Annotated in this window: 12 protein-coding genes; 5 read left to right on the top strand and 7 right to left on the bottom strand. The window is 64.7% G+C overall.

The window, feature by feature from the left end; all coding sequences use genetic code 11:
- Positions 1–382: 382 nt before the first annotated feature.
- Entirely contained in the window at positions 383–817 is a 435-nt protein-coding gene (locus tag ACE3QM_RS21525) for a hypothetical protein (RefSeq protein ID WP_374424743.1), read from the top strand.
- A gap of 131 nt (positions 818–948) precedes the next feature.
- On the opposite strand, the gene ACE3QM_RS21520 is transcribed toward ACE3QM_RS21525, so the two are convergent.
- The 3 genes from ACE3QM_RS21520 to ACE3QM_RS21510 all read right to left on the bottom strand — a co-directional run bounded on the left by ACE3QM_RS21520 (position 949) and on the right by ACE3QM_RS21510 (position 4,373).
- Complete coding sequence (locus tag ACE3QM_RS21520) at positions 949–2,481, bottom strand: catalase (protein WP_374424741.1); 1,533 nt, start codon at positions 2,479–2,481, stop codon at positions 949–951.
- A 125-nt stretch (positions 2,482–2,606) separates the two neighbouring features.
- Positions 2,607–3,185: a TMEM175 family protein gene (locus tag ACE3QM_RS21515; RefSeq protein WP_048408061.1), complete on the bottom strand. Its 579-nt coding sequence runs from the start codon at positions 3,183–3,185 to the stop codon at positions 2,607–2,609.
- 195 nt (positions 3,186–3,380) lie between these two features.
- Positions 3,381–4,373, bottom strand: coding sequence for a sensor histidine kinase (locus tag ACE3QM_RS21510; RefSeq protein WP_374424738.1), 993 nt, complete (start codon positions 4,371–4,373; stop codon positions 3,381–3,383).
- A 159-nt stretch (positions 4,374–4,532) separates the two neighbouring features.
- Here ACE3QM_RS21510 and argH point away from each other — a divergent pair, with 159 nt between their 5' ends.
- The 3 genes from argH (at position 4,533) to ACE3QM_RS21495 (ending at position 8,967) form a co-directional block, all read left to right on the top strand.
- On the top strand, positions 4,533–5,918 hold the full coding sequence (gene argH / locus ACE3QM_RS21505; protein WP_048408063.1) for an argininosuccinate lyase: 1,386 nt from the start codon (positions 4,533–4,535) through the stop codon (positions 5,916–5,918).
- Positions 5,919–6,471: 553 nt separating this feature from the next.
- On the top strand, positions 6,472–8,079 hold the full coding sequence (locus tag ACE3QM_RS21500; protein WP_374424736.1) for an EAL domain-containing protein: 1,608 nt from the start codon (positions 6,472–6,474) through the stop codon (positions 8,077–8,079).
- A 120-nt stretch (positions 8,080–8,199) separates the two neighbouring features.
- Positions 8,200–8,967, top strand: a complete 768-nt coding sequence (locus tag ACE3QM_RS21495; RefSeq protein ID WP_043639141.1) for a DeoR/GlpR family DNA-binding transcription regulator — start codon at positions 8,200–8,202, stop codon at positions 8,965–8,967.
- A 300-nt stretch (positions 8,968–9,267) separates the two neighbouring features.
- On the opposite strand, the gene ACE3QM_RS21490 is transcribed toward ACE3QM_RS21495, so the two are convergent.
- On the bottom strand, positions 9,268–10,857 hold the full coding sequence (locus ACE3QM_RS21490; protein WP_231464296.1) for a diguanylate cyclase: 1,590 nt from the start codon (positions 10,855–10,857) through the stop codon (positions 9,268–9,270).
- 113 nt (positions 10,858–10,970) lie between these two features.
- Here ACE3QM_RS21490 and ACE3QM_RS21485 point away from each other — a divergent pair, with 113 nt between their 5' ends.
- On the top strand, positions 10,971–12,884 hold the full coding sequence (locus tag ACE3QM_RS21485) for a ribonuclease catalytic domain-containing protein (protein WP_048408064.1): 1,914 nt from the start codon (positions 10,971–10,973) through the stop codon (positions 12,882–12,884).
- A gap of 205 nt (positions 12,885–13,089) precedes the next feature.
- Here the strand turns inward: ACE3QM_RS21485 and ACE3QM_RS21480 are convergent, their stop codons facing one another.
- The 3 genes from ACE3QM_RS21480 to ACE3QM_RS21470 form a co-directional block, all read right to left on the bottom strand.
- A complete protein-coding gene (locus tag ACE3QM_RS21480) occupies positions 13,090–13,911 on the bottom strand; it encodes an HDOD domain-containing protein (protein ID WP_048408065.1) in 822 nt (273 codons plus the stop codon).
- Positions 13,912–14,095: 184 nt separating this feature from the next.
- Positions 14,096–14,722 (bottom strand): bifunctional 4-hydroxy-2-oxoglutarate aldolase/2-dehydro-3-deoxy-phosphogluconate aldolase, encoded by a 627-nt coding sequence (locus ACE3QM_RS21475; RefSeq protein ID WP_048408066.1) that lies wholly within the window; start codon positions 14,720–14,722, stop codon positions 14,096–14,098.
- 2 nt (positions 14,723–14,724) lie between these two features.
- Positions 14,725–15,546 (bottom strand): dihydroxy-acid dehydratase (locus ACE3QM_RS21470; protein WP_374424732.1); only part of this gene is annotated, 822 nt, incomplete at its 5' end.

The following is a 15,546-nucleotide window of genomic DNA, read 5'->3' as shown; positions in this document are numbered from 1 at the left end:
AGGGGGCGGCGGCCCGCCCCCTCCCCGTTCGCCGGGCGGAACCGGCCCTAAATCATCATCCGCGCAGCGGATACAAAACCCACACACCTAACGACCCAAACCACCCCACCTTGACCCCAAGCACTCCCTCAGCAACAATCCCCCCGTTGCCGCCCACATGCGGCACACGGGATTGGCGTCTCGTTAACAAACTCGGATATAGGCCTCTGCGCATATATTCGTCATCTCTCCATGGCTGTATCTGATTGGCAGGTGCGTTGTGGGAGAGTGCCTGCACTCGCCGGTTAGTTTGTTCCGGTACGCCAATCCTGCCACGCGCCTGCCTAATACCTCCGCTTCTCCCGGCAGGTGGTTTATCTTGTGTCACAGCAGGAGAAACACCATGTCTTACACCCTACCTTCCCGCCGCCGCTACAAACTGGCCGCCCGCGAACAGCAGGCCACCCTGCTCCCCTTCGTCCGCTACCTGCCCTCCCGCGACTACCCCCACTACTGGCAAATGCCCGCTGCCTCCGAGAACTACGACATCGCCTGCGCCTATGGCCGCGAATGCGCCGCCCATCTGCTGCAATGGCTGAAGGACAATCCGGACTACGTTGGTTCCGGCCTGCTCAGCCGCGTCGCCCGCGACATCGACTTCAGCGACCGCAGCCAGCGCGGCCATTGGATGGGCTTCTTCAACTACCTTGAGCACATGCTGTGGCTGGGCGCGCGCCGGGTTAGGGTCTACCGCCATCTCGACAGCCAACACCAGTTGCACGACGCGCAAATCCTGCGCACCTGGCTGGAGGCGCGGAACACGCGACAACGGCGCTAAAGTCTTGTTGCCGAGTGGGTGGAGCCGATAGGCGATGCCCACCAAACCCCGCCGGCACCGCTGCCATGGCGCGGCGCGCACGCAAAAACGGGGCGGCCATGGGCCGCCCCGCTTCACTCAAGCGGCTACGCTTATTCCTGCAACAGCGCCGCCCTGCGCTCAATCCCCTTCACCTCCACCTTCAAGGCCTTGGCCAGGCGCTCGCCATATTGGCGGTCCGCCTTGTAGAAGTGCGACAGCATGATGTCGCGGGTCTCCACATTGCGCACCTTGGCCAGGTCGCCGGACAGATTGCGGATCAGGTCCGCCTGGTCCTGCGCGCTCAGCGAGCGATAGAACTCACCAGCTTGCTGGAAGTTCAGCGTCTTGGCGATGGCCTCCTGCTGAGTGTTGCCCTGCAAGGGCAGGCGGCTGTGCTTGAACTGCGGGTCCTGCGGCTTGGGAGCCAGCCGGCTGGGCTCGTAATTGACGCTGCCCTGGCGGCCGGAGGCGTTATGCGCGCCGTCCTGGTTGTTGTTCACCACCTCGACCCGCGGGCGGTTCACCGGCAGCGCCTGGAAATTGGTGCCGACGCGGTGCATCTGGGTGTCCAGATAGGAGAACAGCCGGCCTTGCAGCAAGCGGTCTTCCGAGGCCTCGATGCCCGGCACCAGATTGGCCGGCGACATCGCCACCTGCTCGGTGGCTTCGAAGAAGTTGGCCGGCACCTGGTTCAGCGTCATGGTGCCCACCTTGCGCTCCGCCACGCCGGTCCACACCTTGGTGGGGTCCAGCGGGTTGAAGGCGAAGCGGGTCATGTCCTCGGGCTGGATCAACTGCACGTACAAGTCCCAGGACGGGTAGCGCTTCTGTTCTATGCTTTGCAGCAGGTCCGCGGTGGCGTGGCTGACCGATTGGCCCTGCACCTTGGGCAGTTCGTCCGGGCGCAGATTGCGTTCGCCCTGGCGCGATTTCCAGGTGAACTTGGCGTATTGGTAGCGGCCGTCGGCGGCCACCAGCTTCAGCGCGTGCACGCTGCTGCCGTTCATTTCGCGGTAATTGGCCGGGGTGCCGTAGTTGGAGTACACCCGGGTCAGCATATGGGTGGATTCCGGCAGATGGGAGAAGAAGTCGAACACGCGGTTGGGGTCTTGCTCATTGCTGACCGGGTCCGGCTTCAGCGAATGCACCATGTCCGGGAACTTGATCGCGTCGCGGATGAAGAACACCGGCAGGTTGTTGCCCACCAGGTCCCAGTTGCCCTGGGCGGTATAGAACTTGGTGGCGAAGCCGCGCGGGTCGCGGTCGGTTTCCGGCGCGCCGCGGCTGCCGATCACGGTGGAGAAGCGCACGAACACCGGCGTTTTTTCGCCCTTGCGGAACACCAGGGCGCGGCTGACGTCCTGCAAGCCTTCGCTGGCGACGAAGACGCCGCCGGCGCCCGCGCCGCGCGCATGCACCACGCGCTCGGGGATGCGCTCGCGGTCGAAGCGCTGCAGCTTTTGCAGCAGCTGGATGTCTTGCAGCAGGGTGGGGCCGTTGGGGCCGGCGGTCTGGCTGTTTTGGTTGTCGCCCACCGGCGCGCCGTTGTCCTGGGTCAGGTTGGCGGCTTGGGCCAGGGTGGCGCTACAAGCCAGCGCCAGGGTGAAAAGCTTGCGGTTCACGGAAAAGGTCAGAACTGACATTGGCACTCCCATAAATTATTAGAACATTTACTAAGGGAGCGGCCATTATCGGAAGCGACGATAGTTTTGTTAAATCTTAAATTACAATTTGTTTGATAGTGTTTATTAATGGAACGGAAACCGCCTTATTCCTCCGCCAGCAGTCGCTCGATGCGGCGGTCCGGCACCAGCCAGATCAGCGCGATCAGCGCGTACATCGCCGCGGACAGCCATTCCCAGTGGAAGGCGGCGGCAATGCCGATCAGATAGCACAGCGGGGAGAGCTTGCCCTTGATGTCCTTGCCCAAGGCCTCGGACAGCCGGCTGCGGTTGCCGGGCAGGCACAGCAGCGATTGCTGCATCAGCCACCAGGCCAGCGCGCACATCAGCAGCACCACGCCGTACAGCGCCACCGGCAGCGGCGCGAAGTGGTTTTCGCCCATCCAGCCGGTGACGAAGGGGATCAGCGACAGCCAGAACAGCAGGTGCAGATTGGCCCACAGCACGCGGCCGTCCACGCGCTGGATGGCGTGGAAGAAGTGATGGTGGTTGTTCCAGTACAGGCCGACGTAGATGAAGCTGAGCACATAGCTGAGGAAGACCGGCCAGTGCGCTTGCAGCGCCGCCCAAGTGGTGTCGTGCGGTACTTTCAGTTCCAGCACCATGATGGTGATGATGATGGCGAGCACGCCGTCGCTGAAGGCTTCCAGCCGGTTCTTTCCCATGATGTTCCTATCAGCTGTTTCAATCGGATGATAGGGGCAGTATAGACGGCTTTCAGAGCGTGTTTACGATCGGGCGAGCAAGAGCGAGACAAGGCGAAAACGGCTGAAGAAGCGGAATGGTCATACGGTACATGAGCATTCTGAAGTCGTTTTCAACGCCGTTTCGCCGACGCGCAGCAGATCGTAAACAGGTTCTCAGCCCGGCTGCTGGGTTGGCGCCGGGCGGTAAGGCAGGCGGATGCGGGTGACGAAGCGCTCGCCGTCCAGCCGGGCGCTGAGCGAGGCCTCGGCGTCGAAATACAGCTCCAGCCGCTCGGCCAGATTGTCCAGCGCCATGTGGTGGCCGGGCGCGGCAGCCGCCGGTTCCGGGTTGACCGGATTGCTGATGGTCAATTCCAGCTGCTGCTCGTGGCGGCGCGCCTGGATGCGGATTTCGCCGCCGTCGGGCAGCCGTTCTATGCCGTGGAACACCGCGTTTTCCGCCAGCGGTTGCAGGATCAGCGGCGGCAGCGCCGCGTCCAGCGGCGCTTGCACGTCCCAGCTCACTTGCAGGCGCGCGCCCAGGCGCACCGCTTCTATCGCCAGATACATGGACGCCAGTTCGATCTCGCGGCCCAGCGTGGATTGCCGCGCTGGGTCCGCGAGTTGGGCGCGGAACAGATCGGCCAGGTTTTCCAGCACCATTTCCGCCTTGTCCGGCTGGGGGCCGATCAGCGCGATGGCGGCGTTGAGGCTGTTGAACAGGAAGTGCGGGCGGATGCGCGCCTGCAGCGCGATCAGCCGCGCTTCGGACAGCGCCGGCGACAGCGCGCGCGCGCGCAGATTGAGGTAGTGCTGCATCAAGCCGCCCACCGCGCCGGCCAGCAGCACCTGGCCCCAGGGCATGGGTTCCAGCGGGCTGAGCAGGCGGCCGCACAGGGCGAAGGACAGCAGGCAGACGCCGGCGGTGGCCAGCACGGTGCGCCGGCGGCGGTGCAGGCGCGGGCCCAGCAGCGCCAGCAGGCCCAGGCTGAGCAGGGCGCCGGGCACTTGCTGGCTGGCCAGGCGCAGCAGCCGCCAGGCCGGCGGTTCGCCGCCGCCGTCCAGCAGCAGGCCGCCCAGCAGGAACAGGCCGAGCAGCAGCAGCGCGCGCAGTTGCACGCCCAGGTTGCGGTAGTCGGGCAGGTTGGAGGGCGGCGGTGGCGGCATGAGGGCGCGGGGGGAAATAGGATAGCCGCATCATAGCAAGGAAAACCCGCACTGGCCGAAGGCGCTCGCCGCTGGCATAGTAGGGGATTCCCGGCGGCGCCGCGCGCCCCCGGAGTTTCGCCAAATTTTTCGTCCGCAGCCATCGTAGAAAGCATTGCCATGCAAGATCAACACGCCTGGTCCGGCCGTTTCTCGGAGCCGGTATCCGAACTCGTCAAGAAATACACCGCCTCGGTGGATTTCGACCGACGATTGGCCGAATTCGACATCGAGGGCTCGCTGGCCCACGCCGCCATGTTGCAGCGCGCCGGCGTGCTGTCCGCCGAAGACCTGGCTGCGATCCGACGAGGCATGGCTGAGGTGTTGGACGATATCCGCGCCGGCCGCTTCGAGTGGAGCGTGGATCTGGAAGACGTGCACATGAACGTGGAGCGCCGGCTCACCGACAAGATCGGCGACGCCGGCAAGCGCCTGCACACCGGCCGCAGCCGCAACGACCAGGTGGCCACCGACATCCGCCTGTGGCTGCGCGCGCAGATCGACGCCATCGTCGGCCTGATCGGCGAGCTGCAGCACAGCCTGCTGGACCTGGCGGAGCAGCACGCCGAAACCGTGCTGCCCGGCTTCACCCATTTGCAGGTGGCGCAGCCGGTGACCTTCGGCCATCACATGCTGGCCTATGTGGAAATGCTGGCGCGCGACGCCGAGCGCATGAGCGACTGTCGCAAGCGCGTCAACCGCCTGCCCTTGGGCGCGGCGGCGCTGGCCGGTACCACTTTCCCGATCGACCGCCATTACACCGCCCAGCTGCTGGGCTTCGACGATGTCTGCCACAACTCGCTGGACGCGGTGTCCGACCGCGACTTCGCGATTGAATTCACCGCCGCCGCCAGCCTGGTGATGGTGCATCTGTCGCGGCTGTCCGAGGAGCTGATCCTGTGGATGAGCCCGCGCGTCGGCTTCATCGACATCGCCGACCGCTTCTGCACCGGCAGCTCCATCATGCCGCAGAAGAAGAACCCGGACGTGCCGGAGCTGGTGCGCGGCAAGTCCGGCCGCGTGGTCGGCCATCTGATCGCGCTGGTGACGCTGATGAAGGCGCAGCCGCTGGCCTACAACAAGGACAACCAGGAGGACAAGGAGCCGCTGTTCGACACCGCGGACACCTTGATCGACACCCTGCGCATCTACGCCGACATGATGCGTGGCGTCACCGTGAAGCCGGAGGCGATGCGCGCGGCGGTGCTGCAAGGCTTCGCCACCGCCACCGATCTGGCCGACTACCTGGTGAAAAAGGGCGTGCCCTTCCGCGACAGCCACGAGGTGGTGGCGCTGACGGTGCGCCACGCCGAGCAGCAGGGCGTGGACATCGCCGATCTGTCGCTGGCCAAGCTGCGCGAGTTCTCGCCCTTGATCGAGGATGATGTGTTCGCGGTGCTGAGCCCGGAAGGCAGCCTGGCGCAGCGCGACCACGTGGGCGGCACCGCGCCGCGGCAGGTGCGCTTGCAGATCGAGCGCCACCGCCAGCGCCTGCGGGCCGAATAAGAGCGGCTAACCAAACCCCTGATGCTGCGTTGCGCCGACTTGCCGTACTCGTGGTACATGAGCATTTTGAGCTGGTTTTTAACGCGGTATCGCTGAAGCGCCGCAGACATTGAACAGGTGCTAAGCGCCGGTCTAGCCTGATCACGACAGGGCCGCGCGCCGCCGGTTTCGGCGGTGCGCGGCCCTTTGTTCTTTTCCGGCGGCCCGGCCTAGCGCGATGGCATGGCCGATTGCGGCAATTTATATCAATATCTAGTCAATCAAAGACATTTTATTAAATAAATCTTTCTAATTAGCTTTTCCGACTCGGACTAAACCGTTATCTTTAGCGCCTGACTTCGAGGGCTTCGCACTACCGTGGCGCCGCGCGCCGCGCGGCGGGTGTCCGAACCTCCTCCGGGGCGACGTGGCAAGGCCCGGCCGCCCCTCATCCTGACAGTCCCCGCCTTTTCATGATTTCTTCGCCAGCGTCAGCCATGACGCGGATGGTCGCGCGTGGTCATGGCCCGGGCGCAAGGCTGTCCCTTGTCATTCCGTCACGCCGGGGAACAACGTGTTTAGTCGCCATCGCTTCCGTCACCTGATCAGCCGAGGCAATCAATTCCGCGGCAGCCTCAATGCCGCGGAATGGGCCTTGGTGCTGCTGGTGGCCCTGTTGCCGGCGGCGATAGGCCTGCCCCTGACCTGGAACCGCTACCAGCTGGACGTGCAGGCCCAGTTGCAAAGCGCCGCGGCGCGCGCGGTGCGTTCGGTGGACCAGGTGTTCGGCCAGGTGGACCGCTCATTGGACGAAGCCGCGCCGCTGGCCGGGCTGCCTTGCCGGCAGGCGCGCGCCCGGCTGGTGTCGCTGGCGGCCTTCGATCCCTATATCCGTTCGCTAGGCCTGCTGGACGGCCGCCGCCTGTACTGCACCTCGGTGCTGGGCGCGCAGGACACGGTGTTGCCGTTCACGCCGTCGGCGCCGCGGCAGCTGATCTACCGCCAGGGTTCCGGGCCGCTGTATCCCAAGCGCCCCTTCCTGATGCGCACCTTGCTGACCGGGCAGGGCCAGGGTGTCGTCGCCAGCGTGGAGCTGGCTTATTTCAGTCCGCTGCTGCCGGGACAGGCCGACGACGGCCGCAGCGGCTCGCTGCTGGTGTTGAACGGCCAGCAGGCGGTGCTGTCGACCCAGGCGGGCGTCGCCGGCGTGCCCGCCGACGCGGCGCTGCGGGTGATGGCGGCGTCGAAGCGCTATCCGCTGGCGGTGCAAAGCTGGGTGGACGTCGATTACCTGTGGAGCGGCGCGTCGGCGCGCCTGCTGCGCGCCTTGCTGCTGTTGCTGCCGGTGGGCGTGGTCGGCGCGGCCTTGTTGCTGGGCTATCTGCGCAAGCGCGGCTCGGTCAGCGGCGAAATCCAGCTGGCGCTGCGCAATCAGGAGTTCCTGCCTTACTACCAGCCGGTGTTCGACGCCTGCGGCCGCCGTTGCATGGGGGTGGAGGTGCTGCTGCGCTGGCAGCATCCGCGCCAGGGCCTGGCGCCGCCGGACTTGTTCATCCCGGTGGCGGAGGCCTCCGGCATGATCATCCAGATCACCCGCTACCTGATGCGGCGGGTGGCCGCCGACATGGCCGCGCTGTCCCTGCCCGAGCGCTTCTTCGTGGCGCTCAATCTATCGCCCAGCCATCTGCAGCACGCGCAGCTGGTGGATGACTGCCGGACGTTTTTGCAACACTTCGCGGACGCGCCGCCGCGGTTGGTGCTGGAAGTGACCGAGCGCGAGCCTATCCGGGTGACGCCGCAAAGCCAGCAGGTGATGGCCGCGCTGCGGCGGATGCGGGTGCAGATCGCCATCGACGATTTTGGCACCGGCCACAGCAGCCTGGCCGAGCTCAACCGCATCCATGCCGATCACCTGAAGATAGACCGGGTGTTCGTGGCGGCGATAGGCAGCGATTCCATCGCCAACCGCATCCTGGAGATGATCATCGACCTGGCCAAGCAACTGCGCATCACCATGGTGGCCGAGGGCGTGGAAACCGAGCAGCAGCGCGCCTATCTGCAGCAGAGCGGCGTGCATTATCTGCAAGGTTATCTGTTGGCGCGGCCGATGCCGCTGGAGCAACTGCGCGATTTCCTGGCGCGGCTGAAGGAGCCGCAAGAGGAGGGACAGGCGGCTGGTTGAGTAAAAAATACGCAATAAACGAACACTATTGGCCGATATCAAGCTGGAATAGTGGTTCTGTTTGCCGCTGACCCGCAAAATATGTTACTAAAGTGACGTGATTTTCGATTCCGAATAGTTATGAGCCGCTCACCCCGTCACGACAAGATTCTGCAGCTGGTCCGCGAAAACGGCTTCATGCCGATCGAAGAGTTGGCCAGGCTGCTCGATGTCACCCCGCAAACCATCCGCCGCGATATCAATCAGCTGTGCGAAGCCAATCTGTTGCGCCGTTACCACGGCGGCGCCGCGCTGGGCAGCAGCGTGGAGAACGAGGATTATTTCGCGCGCAAAGGAAAATTCCAGAGCGAAAAGGCGCATATCGCCGACATGATCGCCAGCAGCATCCCCGATCATGCCTCGCTGTTCATGAGCATAGGCACCACCATAGAGGCGGTGGCCCAGGCGCTGACCAGCACGCACAAGGGTTTGCGGGTGATCACCAACAACATCCACGTTGCTTCCATCATGTCCACCAATCCGGATTTCACGGTGATGATCACCTCCGGCACGGTGCGCGCGTCCGATGGCGGCATCACCGGCGTGGCCACGCTGGACTTCATCAATCAGTTCAAGGTGGACTACGCCATCATCGGCGTGTCCGGCATCGAGCCGGACGGCTCGCTGCTGGACTTCGACTACCGCGAAGTGCGGGTGGCGCAGGCGATGATGTCCAACGCCCGTCACCGCTACCTGGCGGCGGACCACAGCAAGTTCGGCCGCAACGCCTTGGTGCGCATGGGCCATATCAGTGAATTCCACACCGTGTTCACCGATTCGTTGCCGCCGGAGCCGGTGACCAAGCTGCTGGAAGAGCAGGGCGTGCGCCTGGTGCTGACCGAGGCCTGAGGCTTTTCAAAGCCTGCCGCGCTTAGAACCTGTTCAAAGTCTGCTGCGCTTCAGCGATACGGCGTTGAAACCGAGCTCAAAATGCTCATGTACCACCTGTACATTCCGCTTTTTCGCTCGTTTTCGCCTTGTCTCGCCCTTGCTCGCGAGACTTTGAACAGGTTCTTAGGCGATACGGCGTTAACAGGTTTTGAGAACGCGGATCGTAAACAGGCATCCTGGATGCGGGGCTAAGCGCCGCGTCCGAAAAAAAGCCCGGAACCTCTCGGTGGTCCGGGCTTTTTCGCGTCCGGGCCGGGCTCAGCCCGGCATGGTTTCCACCCGGTTGCGGCCGTTGGCCTTGGCCAGGTAGAGCATTTCGTCGGCCTGCTGCACCAGCTCGGTGCTGGAGCCGGCGCTGGCCAGCGAGCTGATGCCCACGCTGAAGGTCTGGCGGAAATCGCCGTCCGGCGCGCGCTGCTGAATCTGGCTGAAATCCTGGCGCAGCTGATCCATCAGCTCCAGCGCCTGCTGCTGGCTGGTGCCCGGCAGCACGATGGCGAATTCCTCGCCGCCGTAGCGGCCCACCAGGTCGCTGCTGCGCAGCCGCTCCTTGAGGAAGCGCGCCAGATTGATCAGCAGTTCATCGCCGGCCGGGTGGCCGTGACTGTCGTTGATGGCCTTGAAGAAATCCAGGTCCAGCATCGCCAACGACAGCGCGCGCTGTTCGCGGCGCGCGCGCTGGATGCTGTATTCCAGCTGGCCGTGCAAATGGGAGTGGTTGAGCAGGCCGGTGAGGCTGTCGTTGATGATGTAGGAGCGCAGCTTGCGATAGCGGCGCGCGCGGTTGATCACGGTGACGATCAGTTCTTCCGGCGCCACCGGCTTGGTCAGGAAGCCGTCTATGCCCAGGGTCAGCGCGTCCAGTTGCACCGCCTGGCGTTTCTCCACCGACAGGAACACCACCGGGATGCCGTCCAGCAGCCGCTGCTGGCGGATCACCTTGGCCAGTTCCATGCCACTGCACTGCGGCATGTACATATCCATCAGGATCAGGTCCGGGCGGAATTGCTCTATCATTTCCAGCACCCGCTCCGGCTGGGTTTCCTCGCGCGTTTCCACGCCCTGGGCGTTGAGCACGCTGGAGTAGAGCCCGGCCAGCGATTCCATGTCCTCCACGATCAGCACGCGCAGCGGCTCGCGTTTCTCGCCCAGATCGCCGAAGCTCAATTGATCTATCAGCTGATGCGCCTGCAGCGGCCAGTCCAGCAGGCTGCCGGCGCCGGCGCGCACCGCCGCCAGCCGCGCCTGGAAATCGTGCAGCGGCGAGGTCAGGATCAGCGGGCAGATGCTGCTGATGGTGGGCGCCAGCAGCAGGATGGGGTCGTTGGCGGCGAATTCGGTAAACGCCACCACCGCTTCCGGCGCCTTGTCCTGCAGCGCCTGGGCCAGCTTGGCCGCCTGCTGGATCACCTTGGCGTGGATGCCGTAGCAGGACAGCTGCTGGATCAGCGGCGTGGCGTCCACGTCTTGCGGCAGCCATAGATAGAGGGTGACCAGGCCGCCGCCCAGCAGATTGTCGTAGTCGATTTCCGGCAGGCCGTCCTTGCGTTCCATCATGCCCAGCTGGCTGACCAGGCCCAGGTGATGGCGCAGGCGGTTGTAGCGCTCGTTTTCCGACGGCTGGCTCTGCGGCTGTTGGATCCAGCCTTGCAGCAGCCGCGACAGGGTCTGGATTTCCCCGGTGATTTCGTTCAGATCCTGCTCGCGCACCAGATCTTCCAGCCGCAGGATCAATGACAGCAGGTGGGCGGCCAGCGGCCGCTCCCAGCGCGTGACCAGCATGTGGCCGATGCGATCGATTTCCTGTGCCAGGTGCACACGTTGTTTGAAAGCCTGATGTTGCGACATGATCGAGTATTCCCCGGTGGACCCGGTCGTCCAATATTCAAGTTCTGAAGCCGCGCCTGAGGCGCGCTGTTATAATTCGCCGTTGGATTGCAACGGCCTGGCAAAAATTTTTAATGAACGTTTTTTACGAAGAGAGCGGCGGCTTTAAGGTCGGCAGCATCGTTTCGCGCAATGACGCTAGTCTGCAAGTGGATACCCAGCATGGCAAGCGCGCCAAGATCAAGGCGGCGAATGTTTTCCTGGAGTTTAGCTCTGCATTGGGCGATTTTCTGCCCATGGTAGAGCAACTTGCCGCGGATATTGACCTGGATTTCCTGTGGGAATGCTGCCCGGACGATGAGTTCGGCTATGAGGCGCTGGCTGCCGATTACTGGGGCCACGCGCCGTCGGCGGCGGAGTCCGCCGCCATTGTGTCGCGGCTGTATGGCGCGCCGATGTACTTCTACAAGAAGGGCAAGGGCCGCTACAAGAAGGCGCCGGAAGAGGCGTTGAAGGCGGCGCTGGCCGGGCTGGAGCGCAAGAAGCGCGAGCAGGAGCAGATCGAACAGTGGGTGGTCGAGCTGAAAGCCGGCCAGCTGCCGGAGGCGATCCGCAGCCAGTTGATGACATTGTTGTGGAAACCCGACAAGAACACGCTGGAGTTCAAGGCCTTCGACCAGGCCGCGCGCGAACTCAACCTGCCGCCGCTGCGGCTGGCGGACAAGGCCGGCGGCATTTCCTCGGTGCCGGACTACCTGATGGCCGGCTTCATGCTGGAGTTCTTCCCCAAGGGCCGCGGCTTCGGCAAGTACGAGCTGCCGGCGTTGCCGGAAGATCTGCCGCTGTCGCCGGTGCGCGCTTTCTCCATCGACGACGCCAACACCACCGAGATCGACGATGCCTTGTCGGTGCAGGACTTGCCCAACGGCAACAAGCGCGTCGGCATCCACATCGCCGCGCCCTCGCTGGGCATCGGGCTGGATTCGCCGCTGGAAAAGCTGCTGCTGTCGCGCCTGTCCACCGTCTACTTCCCCGGCGACAAGATCACCATGTTGCCGGACGACCTGGTGGAAATGTTCACGCTGAAGGAAGGCCACGACTGCCCGGCGCTCAGCCTCTACGTGGAGGTGACGCCGGAGTTCGAGCCGGTGGCCTACGAGAACCGCATCGAGAAGGTGCATATCGCCGCCAACCTGCGCCATGGCGCGCTGGAGCAGTTCTTCAATGAAGCAACGCTGGCCTGCGATCCGGGCGTGGACTATCCGTTCAAGCAGGAGCTGATCTGGTTCTGGCAGTTCGCCGAAGCGCTGGAGAAGCGCCGCGGCAAGTACGATCCGACGCGGCCGGTGCAGATGGATTACAACTTCGACGTGGTCGACGGCAAGGTGCTGATCACCTTGCGCAAGCGCGGCGCGCCGATGGACAAGCTGGTGTCCGAGTTGATGATCCTGGCCAATAGCGAGTGGGGCCGGATGCTGGCCGAGGCCGACATTCCCGGCATGTACCGCGCGCAGAGCATGGGCAAGGTGAGGATGACCACGCGGCCGGAGCCGCACACCGGCCTGGGCGTCGCCCAGTACGCGTGGGCGACATCGCCGCTGCGCCGCGCCACCGACTTCATCAACCAGCGTCAGCTGATGTCGATGATCCGTGGCGAGAAGCCGCAGTTCGAGCAGGGCGACGCGATGTTGTTCGCCATCCTGCGCGACTTCGACACCACTTACTCCGCCTACCTGGGCTTCCAGGACCGGATGGAGCATTTCTGGTGCCTGCGCTGGTTCAGTCAGGAGGGCATCAGCGCGCCCACCGCCACCTTCATCAAGGAGGATCTGGTGCGCATCGACGGCCTGCCGATGCGGGTGCGCATCCCGGGTCTGCCGGAGCTGGCGCGCGGCGATCGCATCCAGCTGTCGGTGATCCGCATCGACGAGTTGATGCAGGAAATCGAACTGCGCTGCGTCGGGGTGCTCGGCCATGTCGACGCCGCCGAGGACGAGGCGTCCGAAGCAGAGCCGGAGACGGGCGAGGCGGACGGCCAGGCCGGTTGAGTCCGCCCTGCGAGAGGTGTGAAAAGGCGGCTTGGGCCGCCTTTTTTGCGTCCGGCCGGAGGGGGCTTAGAGCCTGTTCAAAATCTCGCGAGCAAGAGCGAGACAAGGCGTTGCGGCTGAGAAAGCGGAATGTACTCGTGGTACATGAGCATTTCGAAGCGGCACTCGCCGTATCGCCGAAGCGCAGCAGACTTTGAACAAGTTCTCAGAACATCTCGTCCAGCGCGGTGCACGCCTCGCGCAACTCCGGCAGCGCCGCGGCCAGGTCCTCGCGTTTCAGGCCGGCGCGCTCCATCACATTGGCCGGCAGCGTCGCCAGCATGTCTTCCTCGCTCATCGCGTGGCTGAAGCCGGAAATCATGAAGGAGGCCAGGCCGATCAGCAGCGCGTACGGCGACACTTCCTCGTTCAGCAGATCATGCTGGTTGAAGATGGCTTCCTGGATTTCGTCCGGGAAACTCCAGCGCCGCGCCAGTTCGGCGCCCACCTCGGTCAGGTCCATGCCCAGCAGCATGCGCTCGGTGGCTACCCGGTCGGCGCCGCCGGCGACGATCTTGTCGATTTGCAGCGCCTGTTCCGGCACCGCCACGTAGAGCACCAGTTCGCCGATATTGGACAGCAGGCCGCAGGTATAGCCCAGCTGCGGGTCCAGCCGGGCCAGCTTGGCCAGCCGCTTGGCGGCGTTGGCCATCGCGAAGCTGCGCTGCCAGAACGCCTTCATGTCGAAGCCCTGGATGCCCAGCGTGGCGCCGGTCACGCCGGAGGCGATCACCAGCACCCTGAGGTTGTCGAAGCCGAGCAGGACGATGGCGTCGTCCAGCGAGCCCACGCGGCGGCTGCCGCCGAAGCGCGCGGTATTGGCCAGCCGCAGCACGCGCGCGGTCAGCACTTGGTCATGTCCCACCTTGTCGGTAATGTCGTCTATGTTCACGTCGGTGCGGTGAAAGCTGGCCACCAGTTCCTGTACCACTTTGGGCACCATGGGCAGCTTGCCCGACGCTTTTTCAAATATTTCCGCCACTTGCATAGGGGTCTCCAATAGGTGAGCCGTCGCCGGCGCGGGCGTGGGCCGGCAGGCGATGAAGTCCTGCTTCTTGAGCTTAGGCAATTGGCGGGGGAAAGGAAGGACAAAACCGGACAGGGGCGGGCCGGCGGCGGGCGGCCCACTAAAAAAAACAGGGCCGGGAGGCCCTGTAAAGAAGCAACGTCGTTTAATTCCTATGCAGCTGGCTCGCTTCCAAGGCCAGCTGGGTGATGCGGTCCCAATCGCGGTTGGCGATGGCGTCGTCCGGGGTCAGCCAGCTGCCGCCCACGGCCAGCACATTGGGCAGCGCCAGGTATTCCGGCGCTTTCTTGATGTCGATGCCGCCGGTGGGGCAGAAGCGCAGATCGGAGAACGGGCTGGCCAGCGATTTGAGCAGCTTGACGCCGCCCACGGCCTCGGCCGGGAACAGCTTCTGGATGGTGAAGCCTTCGTCCTGGGCGCGCATCGCCTCGGACGGGGTGGCGATGCCGGGAATCAGCGTCAGATTGGCGGCGCGGGCGGCGGCGCCCAGCTCCGGGGTGAAGCCGGGGCTGACGCCGAATTGCGCGCCGGCGTCGATGGCGGCTTCCACGTGGGCGCGGGTGCGCAGCGTGCCGGCGCCGACGATGGCGCCCGGCACTTCGTCGCGCATGCGGCGCATCGCCGCCAGCGCGGCCTTGGTGCGCAGCGTCACTTCCAGCACGCGCACGCCGCCGGCCACCAGCGCCTGGGCCAGCTCAACGGCCACGGCCGCGTCGTTGACGATGATCACCGGAACAACCGGGCCTTGGCGCAGCAGGGTCAATGCGTCCATATTCATTTTCTCCAAGAAGCGGGGTGGAAGTCGGGATGGCGGAAGCTGGTGGCGCCGGCTTCGGCGTGGTCTGCCACCGAGCGGAACACCGCGAACAAGTCCCGGCCCATGCCAAAATCATTATGCGTCAGGTCGGCCTGCGCCGGTTCGCGCGCGGCCCATTCGGCCTCGTCCACCAGCACGGTCAGTTCGCCGCTATTGGCGTCCAGCCGCACCGGGTCGCCGTCGCGCACCTTGCCGATCGGTCCGCCGGACAAGGCTTCCGGCGATACGTGGATGGCGGCCGGCACCTTGCCGGACGCGCCGGACATGCGGCCGTCGGTGACCAGGGCCACCTTGAAGCCGCGCTCCTGCAAGATGCTCAAGGCCGGGGTCAGCTTGTGCAGTTCCGGCATGCCGTTGGCGCGCGGGCCCTGGAAGCGGATCACCGCGATAAAGTCTTTTTCCAGCTCGCCGCGCTTGAACGCCGCCAGCATGTCGTTCTGGTCGTGGAAGATCAGCGCCGGCGCTTCCACCACCCGGTGTTCCGGCTTGACCGCGGATACCTTGATCACCGCGCGGCCCAGCTTGCCGGACAGCAGCTTGAGGCCGCCGTCGGCGGAGAAGGGATCGGCGGCGGTGCGCAGCACGCTGTCGTCGCCGCTATCGGTCGGCGCGTCGCGCCATTTGAGTTCGCCCTGCTCCAGCCACGGCTCCTGCGCGTAGCGCGACAGGCCGCGGCCGGCCACGGTGCCCACGTCCTCGTGCAGCAGGCCGGCGGACAGCAGTTCGCGGATCACGAAGCCCATGCCGCCGGCGGCGTGGAAGTGGTTCACGTCGGCCTT

It is taken from the genome of Chromobacterium sp., assembly GCF_041912965.1.
Lineage (GTDB): Bacteria > Pseudomonadota > Gammaproteobacteria > Burkholderiales > Chromobacteriaceae > Chromobacterium > Chromobacterium aquaticum.
Note: the sequence above shows the minus strand (reverse complement) of the source record. Positions and strands in the feature narration are given on the sequence as shown.

Bases quoted from the DNA above. Each gene is read 5' to 3' on its own strand.
- ACE3QM_RS21525 (WP_374424743.1), top strand. From the start codon at position 383: ATGTCTTACACCCTACCTTCCCGCCGCCGCTACAAACTGGCCGCCCGC.
- ACE3QM_RS21520 (WP_374424741.1), bottom strand. From the start codon at position 2,481: ATGTCAGTTCTGACCTTTTCCGTGAACCGCAAGCTTTTCACCCTGGCG.
- ACE3QM_RS21515 (WP_048408061.1), bottom strand. From the start codon at position 3,185: ATGGGAAAGAACCGGCTGGAAGCCTTCAGCGACGGCGTGCTCGCCATC.
- ACE3QM_RS21510 (WP_374424738.1), bottom strand. From the start codon at position 4,373: ATGCCGCCACCGCCGCCCTCCAACCTGCCCGACTACCGCAACCTGGGC.
- argH (WP_048408063.1), top strand. From the start codon at position 4,533: ATGCAAGATCAACACGCCTGGTCCGGCCGTTTCTCGGAGCCGGTATCC.
- ACE3QM_RS21495 (WP_043639141.1), top strand. From the start codon at position 8,200: ATGAGCCGCTCACCCCGTCACGACAAGATTCTGCAGCTGGTCCGCGAA.
- ACE3QM_RS21490 (WP_231464296.1), bottom strand. From the start codon at position 10,857: ATGTCGCAACATCAGGCTTTCAAACAACGTGTGCACCTGGCACAGGAA.
- ACE3QM_RS21485 (WP_048408064.1), top strand. From the start codon at position 10,971: ATGAACGTTTTTTACGAAGAGAGCGGCGGCTTTAAGGTCGGCAGCATC.
- ACE3QM_RS21480 (WP_048408065.1), bottom strand. From the start codon at position 13,911: ATGCAAGTGGCGGAAATATTTGAAAAAGCGTCGGGCAAGCTGCCCATG.
- ACE3QM_RS21475 (WP_048408066.1), bottom strand. From the start codon at position 14,722: ATGGACGCATTGACCCTGCTGCGCCAAGGCCCGGTTGTTCCGGTGATC.